At 55.0% G+C, this 13860-nt stretch carries 14 protein-coding genes; 3 read left to right on the top strand and 11 right to left on the bottom strand.

Annotated elements, in window-relative coordinates; translation table 11 throughout:
• Positions 1 to 219: 219 nt before the first annotated feature.
• Both ACYVB2_RS08780 and ACYVB2_RS08775 read left to right on the top strand, forming a co-directional pair.
• Entirely contained in the window at positions 220 to 2091 is a 1872-nt protein-coding gene (locus ACYVB2_RS08780; protein WP_382431855.1) for a sensor histidine kinase, read from the top strand.
• On the top strand, positions 2082 to 2783 hold the full coding sequence (locus ACYVB2_RS08775; RefSeq protein WP_382431857.1) for a response regulator transcription factor: 702 nt from the start codon (positions 2082 to 2084) through the stop codon (positions 2781 to 2783). Before ACYVB2_RS08780 ends, ACYVB2_RS08775 begins: the two co-directional genes overlap by 10 nt.
• Before the next feature lie 114 nt (positions 2784 to 2897).
• Here the strand turns inward: ACYVB2_RS08775 and ACYVB2_RS08770 are convergent, their stop codons facing one another.
• The 10 genes from ACYVB2_RS08770 to ACYVB2_RS08725 form a co-directional block, all read right to left on the bottom strand.
• Positions 2898 to 3635, bottom strand: a complete 738-nt coding sequence (locus ACYVB2_RS08770; RefSeq protein ID WP_382431859.1) for a class I SAM-dependent methyltransferase — start codon at positions 3633 to 3635, stop codon at positions 2898 to 2900.
• Between the two features lie 43 nt (positions 3636 to 3678).
• Positions 3679 to 4599, bottom strand: coding sequence for a ParB/RepB/Spo0J family partition protein (locus ACYVB2_RS08765; protein WP_382431861.1), 921 nt, complete (start codon positions 4597 to 4599; stop codon positions 3679 to 3681).
• Positions 4599 to 5153, bottom strand: a complete 555-nt coding sequence (locus ACYVB2_RS08760) for an RBBP9/YdeN family alpha/beta hydrolase (protein ID WP_382431863.1) — start codon at positions 5151 to 5153, stop codon at positions 4599 to 4601. Before ACYVB2_RS08760 ends, ACYVB2_RS08765 begins: the two co-directional genes overlap by 1 nt.
• Positions 5150 to 5767, bottom strand: a complete 618-nt coding sequence (locus ACYVB2_RS08755; protein WP_382431865.1) for a hypothetical protein — start codon at positions 5765 to 5767, stop codon at positions 5150 to 5152. The genes ACYVB2_RS08760 and ACYVB2_RS08755 overlap by 4 nt, the downstream gene beginning before the upstream one ends.
• Positions 5764 to 6915: an AAA family ATPase gene (locus ACYVB2_RS08750; protein WP_382431867.1), complete on the bottom strand. Its 1152-nt coding sequence runs from the start codon at positions 6913 to 6915 to the stop codon at positions 5764 to 5766. The genes ACYVB2_RS08755 and ACYVB2_RS08750 overlap by 4 nt, the downstream gene beginning before the upstream one ends.
• Before the next feature lie 3 nt (positions 6916 to 6918).
• Complete coding sequence (locus ACYVB2_RS08745; protein WP_382431869.1) at positions 6919 to 7761, bottom strand: ParA family protein; 843 nt, start codon at positions 7759 to 7761, stop codon at positions 6919 to 6921.
• A 6-nt stretch (positions 7762 to 7767) separates the two neighbouring features.
• Positions 7768 to 8382: a LysE family translocator gene (locus ACYVB2_RS08740; RefSeq protein ID WP_382431871.1), complete on the bottom strand. Its 615-nt coding sequence runs from the start codon at positions 8380 to 8382 to the stop codon at positions 7768 to 7770.
• A 7-nt stretch (positions 8383 to 8389) separates the two neighbouring features.
• Positions 8390 to 9067, bottom strand: a complete 678-nt coding sequence (gene rsmG / locus ACYVB2_RS08735; protein ID WP_382431873.1) for a 16S rRNA (guanine(527)-N(7))-methyltransferase RsmG — start codon at positions 9065 to 9067, stop codon at positions 8390 to 8392.
• Entirely contained in the window at positions 9064 to 11028 is a 1965-nt protein-coding gene (mnmG, locus tag ACYVB2_RS08730) for a tRNA uridine-5-carboxymethylaminomethyl(34) synthesis enzyme MnmG (RefSeq protein WP_382431875.1), read from the bottom strand. Before mnmG ends, rsmG begins: the two co-directional genes overlap by 4 nt.
• Before the next feature lie 202 nt (positions 11029 to 11230).
• Positions 11231 to 11500, bottom strand: coding sequence for a DUF6812 domain-containing protein (locus tag ACYVB2_RS08725; protein WP_382431877.1), 270 nt, complete (start codon positions 11498 to 11500; stop codon positions 11231 to 11233).
• A 291-nt stretch (positions 11501 to 11791) separates the two neighbouring features.
• Here ACYVB2_RS08725 and ACYVB2_RS08720 point away from each other — a divergent pair, with 291 nt between their 5' ends.
• Entirely contained in the window at positions 11792 to 12235 is a 444-nt protein-coding gene (locus tag ACYVB2_RS08720) for a bacteriohemerythrin (RefSeq protein WP_382431879.1), read from the top strand.
• A 34-nt stretch (positions 12236 to 12269) separates the two neighbouring features.
• On the opposite strand, the gene ACYVB2_RS08715 is transcribed toward ACYVB2_RS08720, so the two are convergent.
• Positions 12270 to 13787, bottom strand: coding sequence for an acetyl-CoA hydrolase/transferase family protein (locus ACYVB2_RS08715; protein WP_382431881.1), 1518 nt, complete (start codon positions 13785 to 13787; stop codon positions 12270 to 12272).
• Positions 13788 to 13860 lie beyond the last annotated feature (73 nt).

The following is a 13860-nucleotide window of genomic DNA, read 5'->3' as shown; positions in this document are numbered from 1 at the left end:
TATATACATTTTGTTACAAACAGGCCGCTACAATCGAAAGATTGTGCCCAACCAAGGCCGGTATGGCGAAGGGACAAGCAAGAGCGCATCCAGGCGTTCTATCGGCCCAGTAACGGCACCGAGCGCAACGCTGCACAGCCCCGGCCAGACACACAGGCGAGCCCCCAAAAGCAACGGCAGGAGACAGGGGCCGTCCGCAGATATATAAATATATTAAAAATGCGCCATAAATTATATATTATTTTTATATTTTTAATATCATTACAAATACCAGTTTTTGCAAAAGATTTTGTAATTGAACGATCTTTTTTAGTAGATCCCACCGGAACATTGACTATTGAAGATGTTCAAACCCTAGAATTCAAACCAGCACCTGTCGTATTATCGCGAGGCTACACCGAATCGGTTACTTGGTTACGCCTCGTTGTAGATTCCAGTGCCTTAGCACAATTGTTAGTGGTAGTGCGCCCTGCTTATTTAGATGACGTACGCTTATACAGCCGCACAAAAAATACTTCTGAAGCCTCAGGAGAGTGGCTGATGCGCCAACAAGGAGATGCTTTTGCCTTTAATCAACGCGAACGACATGATTTAAACTTCAGTTTTTCTATAGAACCTTCTGCTGACAAACCTACAACAATATATGTGCGCCTCCAAACCAGTAGCACGACGGCTTTGTTTGTGACCGTACAGCCCACCACAGAAGCAGAACAATTTGATAGCTTATTGATGCTGGGCAGCGGCGTTTATGTTGGCATCCTGTTTGTGCTTATATTACTCTCATTAGAGCGATTTTCCATTACCAAAGATCATTTATGGGGATTGAACGGAATCTTTCAAATAACAACGCTTGTCATGGCCGCTGCGTTTATGGGGTTTCATGCAAAATTTGCTTTGCCAGACAACCCCTCTCTGGCAAACAAAAGTACATCGATTGTTTTAGTTTCGCATTTTCTCATCAGCTCTATTTATTCATATAGGTTTTTTACAGTATTTCAAGGGCCACGCATCAATAATATATTCATTGGTTGCCTATCTTTTATAACGCCATTCTTATTTTGGCAAATAGCCAATGATAGCGTGCAGCAAGCGATGGAGTTGAACTCAACAATGGTGCTACTTTTAATAGCACTAAGCTTTATAGCCAGCTACAAAATAAAAGTTCAAGATAAAATAATTCGTTATTTAATTCGTTTTAACTACAGCTTCTTGCTGCTTTATCTGTTATATGTGATGTTACCCGTCATGGGATGGGCTCCCATGAGCCAGCTGCATTTGTATCCAGTGATCGCACTCAATTTATTTGCTTCAATCATGCAATACTTAACACTCACCAGACGGGACTATTTAGAATTGCGTAATCAAATTCAATTGCATGAAGAAATTGAGCAAACACAAGCGCAATTATTATGGGAGCAACAGCGCCGTGCGGAAAGTGCAAGCTTCATGAGCATGTTGTTGCATGAATTGAAAAATCCATTGGCCTCTATTCGTCTTGCCACACAAACATTGATGAGTGGTCGTGTCATGCAACCGAAAGATCAACTGATTCGCATCAATAACATTTATGAATCTGTGGATGGCATGAATGCTGTGTTAGAGCGTTGCCGCCATGCAGACAGACTGGATCAGGGCGATTGGCTGCCTCAGAAAACCCCACACGATGTGGTGATACTCTTATCACAATGGGTTCAAGAGCATCGACTATGTCATCGAATTCAGATTGAATTGCCAGAAAATCTATCTGCACAGGTGGAGATAGACCTACTGAAAATCATGGTCATGAACCTGATTGATAATGCCCTTGCTTATTCCCCTGCAGACTCTATCATTCAAGTAAAATTACGAGAACAACCCCACCCTGTATCACAATTTTTGATTGCTATATACAATAGTGTGGGTAAAGTGGGCTGGCCCGATCCAGACCGGGTGTTTACCAAGTATTACCGGGCACAAGCAGCACACCAACGAACAGGCTCTGGATTAGGTTTGTTTTTAGTTAAAAGTATTGCTCGACTTTATGGCGGTGATGCCAGCTACCGAGCACAAGAAGACAAGGTAGTATTTGAACTGCGCCTGCCATGCCAATAGACTCAAAAGTACATATTATTGTAGTAGAAGACCATGACATCGTACGCGACGAGTTGGTTGCATTTTTAACTCGCCCCGAATGGAATGTGCGCGGAGTTGATTGCGGTGAGAATCTTGATATAGCATTACATCAACATCCAGCCAATATCGTTATTGTTGATTTAAATCTACCTGGCGAAGATGGCTTGAGCATTGCCCAAAGATTACGCATTGGCATTCCTGATATAGGAATTGTATTATTAACAGCCCGTGTGCTTCCCATGGATAAAATTGCAGGCTACCAAAGTGGTGCCGATGTTTACCTCACCAAACCAACAAATATTGGCGAATTAGAGGCGGTAGTGATCAATTTAACTCGACGCATTAAGCAGTGGACACACAACAATCTACAGCTCAATATGTCAAAATTAACACTCGGATTTTCGATGGAAACCCCGATTGGTTTAACGCTCACTGAAGCCAATTTACTATACGAACTGGCCTTGGCTCCCAAACAATGTATAGATACAGAAATACTCCTGCATCACCTTGACTCGCAACACAAAACACATTTGTCACGGGACAATCTGCCTGTCATTATCAGTCGTTTGCGAACCAAAATATCTGATGGCCTGAGCATTGCCAACCCCATCAAGGCTGTGCGTAATTATGGCTATAAGTTAACCACCAAAATAACTCTGCAAGAAAGTTAATGCAGGATACTGCACCATCTGTGCTGCCATGCTCAAGCAACGCTCCCAACCGGGCTGTGTGCAGACGTTGGCGCTGTGCTGCTTGATGCCACAGCGCCCCACCTGCCCACAAGACTACTGATCAGCGGGCATGTGCCCAATTTGATAGATCCACACAGTGCGTTCACCATCTAAGGTGTAGTGGGTGAATGGGGTCACGTCGGGCACGGTAAACTCCAAACTGACCAACCACGCCCCTGGGGTCATATCGGCATTGGCTTTGGCCCAAGCACGCGCCATGCTCTCGGGGCGCTGGAACAAATAGACCAAGGCATACGGCCCCCAAGACTCTTGCCAAATGTCTCCCCGACGCACCTCGGCCCAAGGGCAACGGCGGGCACACAGCCAGCGCAGCGGACGGCTCCACTCCAAGCCATGCCAGTGGGCCAAGGGGTAGGCTTGGCGCAGGGCCAGCAGGCCATCGCCCAAGCCACAACCAGCGTCTAATACATGCGCGCCCGGCTCCAGCCAAGCATGGTCGGGCAAGCCGTTGAGGGCATCGGCGGGCGTTGGAAACAGTGGTGCGTCACGCCAAGCGTGTAGCGGGTACACCGCCAACAACAAACCCAACGGCAGCAGCCACACCCATTGCGGCACACTCGCCATGCCCGTCAGCACCAGTGAGAGCGGAAAGCCCAGCACAATCAATGCTCTGCGCCAAAAGCTATCGCCCAGCAGGCTGACCAGCGTACACCACACGGTAGCCAGCACCAGTGCCCACAGCGGCGGCAATAGCCGTTGCAGCAACAGCAACAACAGCCAGCCCGAAGACCACGCCAGCACCGCAGGCAAGGGCCAAGGTAAACGAATCATGGGCAGGCCCGGTGGCTGTGGCAATGTTCCACGTGAAACATGGTCAGGCCGTGCGCAGTCGGTCAATCAGGCCATTGAGGGCTTCGGTGGAGCCAAACTGGATTACCAGCTCTCCCACATCGTCTAACTGCCCCGCACGGCGTACACGCTTTTTGACACGCACTTCTACGGCAGCCATCAACAGGTCGGACAGTTCTTCTTCTAGGCGCAGCAGATCGCGTGGTTTGGTGCGGATGTTGGCTGTTGGGCTGGTCTTGCCAGCACTTGCCGCCAGCTTTTTACCCAAGGCTTCCGCCTCACGCACCGAAAGCTTTTTGGCGGCAATTTGTTGTGCTGCCGTGATTTGTGTGGCTTTGTCCAGCGCCAATAAGGCACGGGCGTGGCCCATGTCCAAATCACCCGCCATCAGCATGGTTTGCACTGGCACGGCCAATTGCAACAGGCGCAGCAAATTGCTGGCCGTGCTGCGCGAACGGCCCACAGCCTGTGCAGCTTGCTCATGCGTGAGGCCAAACTCGCGCACTAAGCGTTGCAGACCTTGGGCTTCTTCCAGCGGGTTGAGGTCTTCGCGTTGGATGTTTTCGATCAACGCCATCGCCGCGGCAGCCTCATCGGGCACATCGCGCACCAGCACAGGTACCGTGTCGAGCCCAGCCAGTTTGGCCGCACGGAAGCGGCGCTCCCCGGCAATGATTTCATGGCACCCGGCGTGCGGGCCAGTACCCAAGCGGCGCACCAAAATGGGCTGCATGATGCCTTGTGCGCGTATGCTTTCAGCCAGTTCGTACAGTGCGCCCTCATCCATGCGCGTGCGCGGCTGGTACTGCCCAGGTATCAGCTCCGTCAGGGGCAATGTGGATGGGGTTTGTTCCGCCGTGCTGCTCAAGGCGGGGTGGCTAGGAGCGGTAGGGCCAAGCAAAGCTTCGAGGCCGCGCCCCAAGCCCTTAGGTTTTTTGGTTGCCATCAGGCTTTGTCTTTCGTTGCGATAAGAGTGTGCAGCAGGGCCAGCCCTTCGGGCCAGTCACCTAAGCCAGACTCGGCATTGAGGTGGCCGCGCTCGCCCACATCGATATACCCTGCACCCCAGGCATCGGCCAATGCCTGTGCGTGGGTGCTGCTGCCATAGGGATCGTTGCGGCTGGCGACCAACACGGCAGGGAAGGGCAAAGGCTGGCGGGCGATGGGCGCCCAACCGGGCAACGGCTGGCGCAGGTCGGTGCGCTCCACGTCTGGTGGGGCCACCAACAAAGCGCCTTGTACCTTGCAGGCATCGGGCGAATGGGCTGCCCACCAAGCCACCAAGATACAAGCCAAGCTGTGCGCCACCAACAGCACCGGGCCGGGGCTATCGACCACCACTTCTTGCAATCGGGCGCTCCAGTCGCCGCGCAGGGGGCGCTGCCAATCGTGTTGCTCTAGGCGCTCGTAGCCGTGCAGGTGCTCCCAACGGCTTTGCCAATGGTCGGGGCCGGAGTTCTGCCAGCCGGGCAGGGTGAGGATGCGGGGGAGTATGCTCACAGTGATGCTTCTATCCAAAAACGGCGCGCAGCCAACTCGCGTAGACGCAGACGAGTACGGGCCAGACTAGGGGAACGGGAGGCTGCACGTTCGGGGCTCCAACAAGATGCCACCATGCTTCCCAGCCGTGTGTTGTAACCAATCCCTTGACTGGCTACGGCCCCTTTTTCTTTGACCAAATCTTGCCGAACCTCTCTACTGGCCTGCTTAGCCAGTTGCAGCAAATGACTTTTGGGATCTGGCAACTCATCCGGATGGATAGGTAACTTGCCTTTGGGGCCCATCAGTTGGCGCATAGCGTCGTGGTCTGCTAACACCCAAGACTCCACTTCACGCACAGCAATGCGCAGCAAGAGATCCGACGGTGTGGGGGTGGTGCCCAGCCAAGCCTCACACATCTCACTGGGGCAGGCCACCTGATCCAGATCTGTAATCAACAAAACCGGCTTGATTTTTGCTAAGGCTTTCCAGTTGGACATCTTCGATTGCAAATAGCCAAAACCATCTTTGCGCAAACACTGAATATCTGGCGGGGACAGGTTGATTTCTCTAAGCAATTGCAGCCCTACGGCTTCGCTCAACATATCCTCAGTGGCCAGTGCTATCTGCGTCATTGCCACAAGCCCAGTTGATTAACCTGTGCCGGGCGCGTTTTGGGCAAGACTACTTCGGCCACAGACAAGCCAGCTTCCAACATCTGCGCTTCATCTGCCAACAAGGCACGTGCTGTGCTTCCTTGCGGGCCTGATTCCAGCAACACCACCCCGCGTCCATCAATCCCAGGGTTGCTGAGTAAGGCTTCGCTGTGGGTACTGAGGATGATTTGTCGCTTTACTTTTTTGTCGCGTTGCAAGCGTTGCAGGATCAAAGGGATTTCTTTGACGATGGCATCGTTGAGGGAAATTTCTGGCTCCTCCAGCAAAAGCAGTGACGAACCGTCCAACAAAGCCCACAGCAACCCCAGCAAGCGCAAAGTGCCATCAGAGAAATGCTCCTCCGATTGCCAGCCTGCCTTGGGGCGATGGTGCGCATAGAGTGCCTCTAGATGCGGGTGCCCCAAGTCATCTTTGGAAAAACGTAATTCTTTAAATTGGGGCACGGCCAGCTTCAGGGCCTGACTGATTTTTCCGAGGCGATTGGTTCTGGTCTTTTCAGGTGTTTTGGCGATACGCTCCAAAAAACCTTGACCAAAAGGATCCTCTTCCAAACGTTGCCCACCGATTTTTTCAGCAAACTTGAGCAGCTGCGGTACCAGATGCAGGTAGGTGATAGTACCGAAAAACTCAGAAAGCTCACGGAACTTGCCATTGGCCGCGATTTGCTCCAAACGGGTTTGGGTCAGCAGCATGGGGTCGGCCTTATCCTCTTGGTCTGGCCGAGTAAACAGGCAAGTGCTGCCTTGCCAAACCTGCTCATCAGAGATCAAGATGCGTTGCGCGCCTCTACCCTCGGGTTTAAAACCCAGAACATACCGCCATGCCACCTCTGCATCAGCGGAGGTAGCCAGCGTGATTTCAATCCGGACTTCTGGGTCGCGTCGGGCGTGTAGACAGCGCAGTTTGGTGATCCCACCACGCTCTGCCACCGCCGTTTGCAAGCCCCCCCCTTTGGCTTTACTCACATCACGTAAAAAACGCAGTGCGTCCAGTAAATTAGATTTACCTGATGCGTTTGGCCCCAGCAAGTACGATATTTCACGCAAGGGCACGTCAACGGCCTGAAAGTTGCGCCAGTTCTTGAGTTTGATTCGGGTAACGAGCATATATCAGCGTCCGGGACGGGCTACAGAGGCCGCCGCTTTTTTGGCCATCGGTTTGCGGGCCTTACCCTTAGCTGGAACAACCACGCCCACCCGAGCCATCATTTCGCGGGCAAAATCAACAAAGGCTTGACTGCCTTTGGCCGCTGGATCAAACACCACACCGGGCAGGCCGTGGCTGGGGGCCTCGGCCAAGCGCACATTGCGCGGAATCACCGTCTGGAACACCTTGTCGCCAAAATGGGCCTGCAATTGCTCGCTGACCTGCTGTTGCAAGGTGGTGCGTGGGTCGAACATCACGCGCAGCAAGCCAATGATTTGCAAATCGGGGTTGAGGTTGGCCCGCACTTGGGTAATGGTGTGCAGCAGGTCGGTCACGCCCTCTAGGGCAAAGTATTCGCACTGCATGGGTACCACCACACCGTGGGCTGCGCACAGGCCATTGAGCGTCAGGATAGACAGCGAGGGGGGGCAATCCACCAGCACAAAATCGTAATCGGCGGCGGCCTGTGCCAGTGCAGCCTTGAGGCGCCGGTCGCGCTGAGGTAATGAGACCAGTTCGATCTCGGCACCGGCCAATTCACGGTTGGCTCCTAGCACTTGGTAGCCACAGGCCGGGGCAACCACGGCGGCCTCGGCCACGCTGGCCTCGCCCATCAACACGTCATACACCGACAGTGGCAGTTCACGCTTGTCCACCCCCGAACCCATCGTGGCATTGCCTTGAGGGTCTAAATCGACCAACAACACCCGTTGGCCCTGCCGGGCCAAGCCCGCAGCCAAATTGACGGTGGTGGTGGTCTTGCCCACGCCACCCTTTTGGTTGGCAACACAAAAAATATGGGACATGGCGGTTTACCTTGAGAAAGCGAGTTTGAAACCAAAACCGATGAGCAGCATCCCAGCGGTTTTTTCCAGCACACGGCCAATCAGCGGATTAGCCCGCAGCCGAGCGGCCAAATGGTGGGTGAGCAGTACCACAATCAACGCATAGGCCAGCGTGAGCAGCGCAATCGTGAGTGCCATGATGCCAAAGGTGAGCACGCCCTGATGGTGGGTTGGGTCCACAAACAATGGGAAGAAGGCCATATAAAACACAATGGCTTTGGGGTTGAGCAACGTGATCAGCGCCCCTTGGCGAAAGTAATGGCGTGGTTGCATCACCAGCACCGGGGGTGCGCCCGGTGGGGCGGTGAGCATTTTCCAGCCCAGCCATGCCAAATAAGCCGCCCCCAGCCACTGCACCGCCTGAAAAGCGGTGGGGTAGGTGGCCAACAGTGCAGCCACCCCAGCCACTGCCAACCACATCAGCACTTGGTCGGCTGCCATCACGCCCAGCGTGGTGGCCAACCCAGCACGGACACCGCCTTTGCCCGTGGCAGTAATCAAGGCCAAATTGCCCGGCCCCGGAATAGCCAAGAACACGATGATGGCGAGCACAAAAGCGCCGTAGTCGGCAATCCCAGCCATATCGCGTTTAGGCTGTGGTGGTGGCCGCCAAACGCAGCCAGACGATACAACGATCGGCATCCAGCCCCGGTACGGTGAGAGGTTCCACGTGAAACACTTGCACCTGAGCCGGCAGAGCGTCCATTTCTTCTTGCGGATGTTTGCCCTTCATCGCCAGCCAGACACTTTGCGGCCCCAAGGCAGTACGCGACCAAGCGGTGAAGTCGGGCAGCGAAGCAAAGGCGCGGCAACTGACCACATCAAACGGGCCAGAGAGCGACTCCACCCGTGCATGGATGCCGTGCAGATTGGGCAGCTTGAGTGCCACCGCGGCTTGCTGGATAAAGGCAGCCTTCTTAGCCACAGTATCGACGCAGCTCACATCCAGCGCCGGGCAGCAAATAGCAAACACCACGCCCGGCAAACCACCGCCAGAACCCACGTCCAACAGGCGCGGGGCGGTATGCCCCGCCGCAGCCAAAGTCGCCAGATGCCGCTGCAAAGGAGCTACCGCAGCCAAGCTATCGAGCAAATGGTGGGTGAGCATTTCAGCCGGGTTGCGTACTGCTGTGAGGTTGTAAACCTTGTTCCACTTTTGTAGCAGCGCCATAAAGTCGAGCAACTGCTGCACCTGCACATCACTCAAATGCAAGCCCAGTGCCTGTATGCCTTGGCGCAGTGGCGCTTCCAAATCCATGGTGCTCATACCGCCTCCGGGGTGGTGCTGCTGACAAAGCCTTTGAAGCCACCCTTTTTCAGATGCACCAGCAGCAGTGAGACCGTGGCCGGTGTGATGCCCGAGATGCGCGAGGCCTGCCCCAAGGTTTCGGGGCGGTGCTTTTGTAGTTTCTGCCGGGCCTCCATGCTCAAGGCCGAAACCTGCATATAGTCCAGCTCGGGCGGCAGGCGCAGGCTTTCGTAATGGGCGGCGCGTTGTACTTCATCTTTTTGCCGGTCGATGTAGCCCGCGTATTTGGCCGCAATTTCTACCTGCTCTAGTACCGCATCGGTGGCATCGCCCAATGTTTCACGTGAAACATCGTTGCTGGCGTATTTGCCGCCATCCATTTGCATCAGCGCCGCATAAGCAACGTTAGGGCGGCGCAGCAGCTCAAACAGGTTGTATTCATGCTCAATCGCTTTGCCCAACACACGCTCGGATTCGGCAGCAGGCAGGATGCGCGGATTGACCCAAGTGGCCTTGAGGCGTTCTGTTTCACGCGCCACCGCATCGCGCTTGCGGCTGAAGGCATCCCAACGCGCATCATCCACCAAGCCCATCTGGCGGCCCTGCTCGGTCAGGCGCATGTCGGCATTGTCTTCGCGCAGTTGCAGGCGAAACTCAGCCCGGCTGGTGAACATGCGGTAGGGCTCGGTCACGCCTTTGGTAATCAGGTCATCCACCAGCACGCCCAAATAGGCTTCATCACGCCGGGGCAGCCAAGGGGCTTGGCCCCGGCATTGCAGCGCCGCATTCAGGCCTGCAAACAGCCCTTGGGCAGCGGCTTCTTCGTAGCCGGTGGTGCCGTTGATTTGCCCAGCAAAGAACAGGCCTTGAATCTGCCGGGTTTCAAAATTGCTTTTGAGCGAGCGTGGGTCAAAGTAGTCGTATTCAATCGCATAGCCGGGGCGCAAGATGTGGGCGTTCTCTAGCCCCTTCATGCTGCGTACCAACGCCAATTGGATGTCAAACGGCAAACTGGTGCTGATGCCGTTGGGGTAAAACTCGTGCGTGGTTAAGCCCTCTGGCTCTAAAAAGATTTGGTGGCTGTCTTTATCGGCAAAGCGGTTGATTTTGTCTTCCACGCTCGGGCAGTAGCGCGGCCCCACGCCTTCAATCTTGCCGGTGAACATGGGGCTGCGGTCAAAGCCACTACGAATGATCTCGTGTGTGCGCTCGTTGGTGTGCGTAATCCAGCACGACATTTGCTGCGGGTGCATGGCGGCCTTGCCCATAAAGCTGAACACCGGCACTGTCCCTTCATTGACACCGCCGGGCATACCATCGCCGGGCTGCTCGGTGCATTGGGCAAAATCAATCGTGCGGCCATCAATGCGTGGCGGTGTGCCGGTTTTCAGGCGGGCCTGTGGCAGTTGCAACTCTTTCAGGCGGGCTGAGAGGCTGATGGCGGGCGGGTCTCCGGCACGGCCTGCGGCATAGTGGTTCAGGCCCACATGCACTTTGCCATCTAAAAAAGTACCTGCCGTCAGCACCACCGTGCGGCTGCGAAAGCGCACGCCTATTTGCGTCACCGCCCCCACCACACGCTCACCCTCCACCATCAAATCATCTACCGCCTGCTGAAACAGCCACAGATTGGGCTGGTTTTCTAACATCCGGCGGATGGCCGCCTTGTAGAGAATGCGGTCGGCTTGCGCCCGTGTGGCACGCACTGCCGGGCCTTTGCTGCTGTTCAGGATGCGGAACTGAATGCCGCCCTCATCGGTGGCCAAGGCCATCGCACCACCCAGCGCATCCACCTCTTTGACCAGATGGCCCTTGCCAATGCCGCCAATGCTGGGGTTACAGCTCATTTGGCCCAAGGTCTCGATGTTGTGGGTCAGCAGCAAAGTCTGGCAACCCATGCGGGCAGCGGCCAGTGCCGCCTCGGTTCCGGCGTGGCCGCCACCAACGACGATGACATCGAATTCTTGGGGATAAAGCATGGGCTGTTCTGCGCTGGGGGCGAAAGTAAAGGGGGCTGATTTTCCCACTTTCAACCCTCCATGCACTTAGACGACCTGCCAGAGAGGCCATATATCCGCCTTAGAGGCATTGGGGGCCAGCTTTGGTGCCTGCTGCTCTCTGCTGGGTTCTACAGAGACCCCATCAGCACGGGCCTTATGGCCCGCAGGTGGCTAGCGTGGATTAATCAGAAATCTTGAAGTCCGAAAAATCAACATTGGTTTCGTGGATATAAACGATGAAACGCTTGGAAATAAGAATCAGCTCGCCACCGTCGGCACTCATCTCCAGTGGAATAAAGCCGCGCCGATCGTTGAGCAGATCTTGCAAACGCTGATTGGCCTGCAAGTGGATAAAGCCTCGACAACGGGTGTGGTCGTGCAAAGCGACTTCGGCATGAATTTTGTGGGTGGTTTTCTTTTGGGCAGGAATGCGGGGGGATGGAGCAGTCATGGCAGACAACAAGGGCAAGCAATAGACCTTGCTACCTTAGCGCCAGAGCGTGCGATAGACCAGCAGCAAAGTACCGATGCTCTGCCCAATTCGATCAACAAATACTATTAAATCAATAGCATCAGTCTATTGATTCATGCAAGATAGAAGCTATCTTATCGTTTTCCCTGATAGAGATATGCCTATTTTCTTCTTCCCTCTGTCACAGAACAGGCGTAAAAAGCCACTATCAGTTTCAGCACCAGACTGACGCTTTTCATGCAGATGGTGCATACCAACGGGAGAATGCAAATGGCTTATTTCCAATGGGGCAATGACATGGCGATCGACAATGGTCTGATTGATCAAGACCATCAGTTGCTGGTGGAGCAGGTCAACACCTTGCACACGGCCACCAGCCAAGGACGCGGTCACGAAGTGGTAGGGCCCTTGTTGGAGGCCATCATTCGCGACACCCGTAGCCATATCCACCACGAAGAGCAACAAATGGAGGCTTGGGGCTATCCGCATTTGGCCGAACACCGGCAGGGCCACCAGCGTTTCATGGCCGATCTGGAAAGCCTGCGGGTGCGCTACCAAGCCGGTGCCATCACGGTAGCAGCGCAACTGTCTTGGTTGCTGCGCGACTGGTTGTCCATCCATATCCACCGGCTGGACAAAGAATTGGCACGCTTCATTCGGCAGCAGCAGCGCCGAGACCCTCGCTTGGCATCGGCGGCGCTGACGCACCACTGAATAGTGCTCTGCTTTTGAATTGATTTTTTGTTTTTTATCCCTTCATACTGCCAGTCTTCACATAGCGGCTGTGCCACGACAGCGCCTCGTCCAATAAATGCGGCGTGTGTTGACCAGCAGCCCCCTTCTTGGCGCGGGCCAAGTAGTCGTGCAATGCCGGGCGGAAGTCCGGGTGGGCGCAGTGGTCAATGATGCGTTGGGCGCGCTGCGTGGGCGATAAGCCGCGCAAATCGGCCAAGCCTTGTTCCGTGACGATGATTTGCACATCATGCTCGGTGTGGTCTACGTGCGAAGCCATTGGCACAATGCAGGAGATGGCACCATCTTTAGCCACCGAAGGCGTGACAAAGAACGACAGGTAAGCATTGCGCGCAAAGTCGCCCGAACCGCCAATGCCATTCATCATGCCCGAACCCATGATGTGGGTGGAGTTCACGTTGCCATAGATGTCGGCCTCAATCATGGCATTCATGGCGATGATGCCCAAGCGGCGCACCAGTTCGGGGTGGTTGCTGATTTCTTGCGGACGCAGCAAGATGCGCTCGCGGTAAAAATCGATGTTTTGCTGAAAATCAGCCAAGGCGGTGCGGCTGAGAGAAATGGCGGTGGCCGAGGCCGACACCATCTTGCCCGCACGCAACAAATCCAACATGCCATCTTGCAGCACTTCGGTGTAGCCGGTCAGTTGCTCAAACGGGCCATCCAGTAGCCCAGCCAGCACCGCATTGGCCACGTTACCCACCCCCGATTGCAGCGGCAACAAATGGGCAGGCAGGCGGCCTTGCTTCACCTCAAACTGCAAAAAGTCGATGATGTAGCTAGCGATTTTTTGCGATACCTCATCCGGCGTGGCAAAGCGGGTGTCGCGGTCGCCTTGGTGGGTATGCACCACTGCCACCACCTTGGCCGGATCGACGTGCAAATACGGCTCGCCAATGCGCTCGTGCGGGTGCGTCATGGGGATAGGTTTGCGGTGCGGCGGCACCGCCGTGCCGTAGTAAATATCGTGCATGCCGTCCATCTTCTCCGGCACTTGGGTATTCACTTCCAAAATCACCTTATCGGCCAAATCCAGCCAGGTTTTGTTGTTACCGACTGCGGTGGATGGAATCAAACGGCCATCGGGCAGCACCCCCGCCACCTCTACCACGGCCACATCCAGATGGCCCAAAAAGCCAAACCAAGCGTGTTGCGCTACGTGCGACAGGTGCATGTCGCTGAACTGCATCTCGCCGCTGTTGATTTTGTTGCGGCAAATCGGGTCGGACTGAAAGGGCAGGCGCATCTCGATGCCATTGACCTTGGCCAATGCCCCATCCAACTCGGGGGCCGTGGAAGCCCCCGTCCACACACTGATACGGAACGGATGGCCTTGGGCGTGTTCGTTCTCGATACGTGCCGCCAGCGCCAGCGGCACCGCCTTGGGGTAGCCCGCGCCGGTAAAACCACTCATGCCCACATTGGCACCGGCAGGAATCAGGGCGGCTGCCTGTTCGGCAGTCATGGTGCGCTGGAGAAAGTCTGGGTAACGAACCCGATCGGCCAAAGACATAGAAAAGCTCCGCAGGGGTCAAAGCTGCGGATTCTAGCGCCGACTCAGCAAAAACTAAGGGTTTCTACTGACA

The organism is Giesbergeria giesbergeri, from assembly GCF_054779375.1.
The sequence above is the reverse complement of the archived record's forward strand: the minus strand, read 5'-3'. Positions and strand labels throughout refer to the sequence as shown.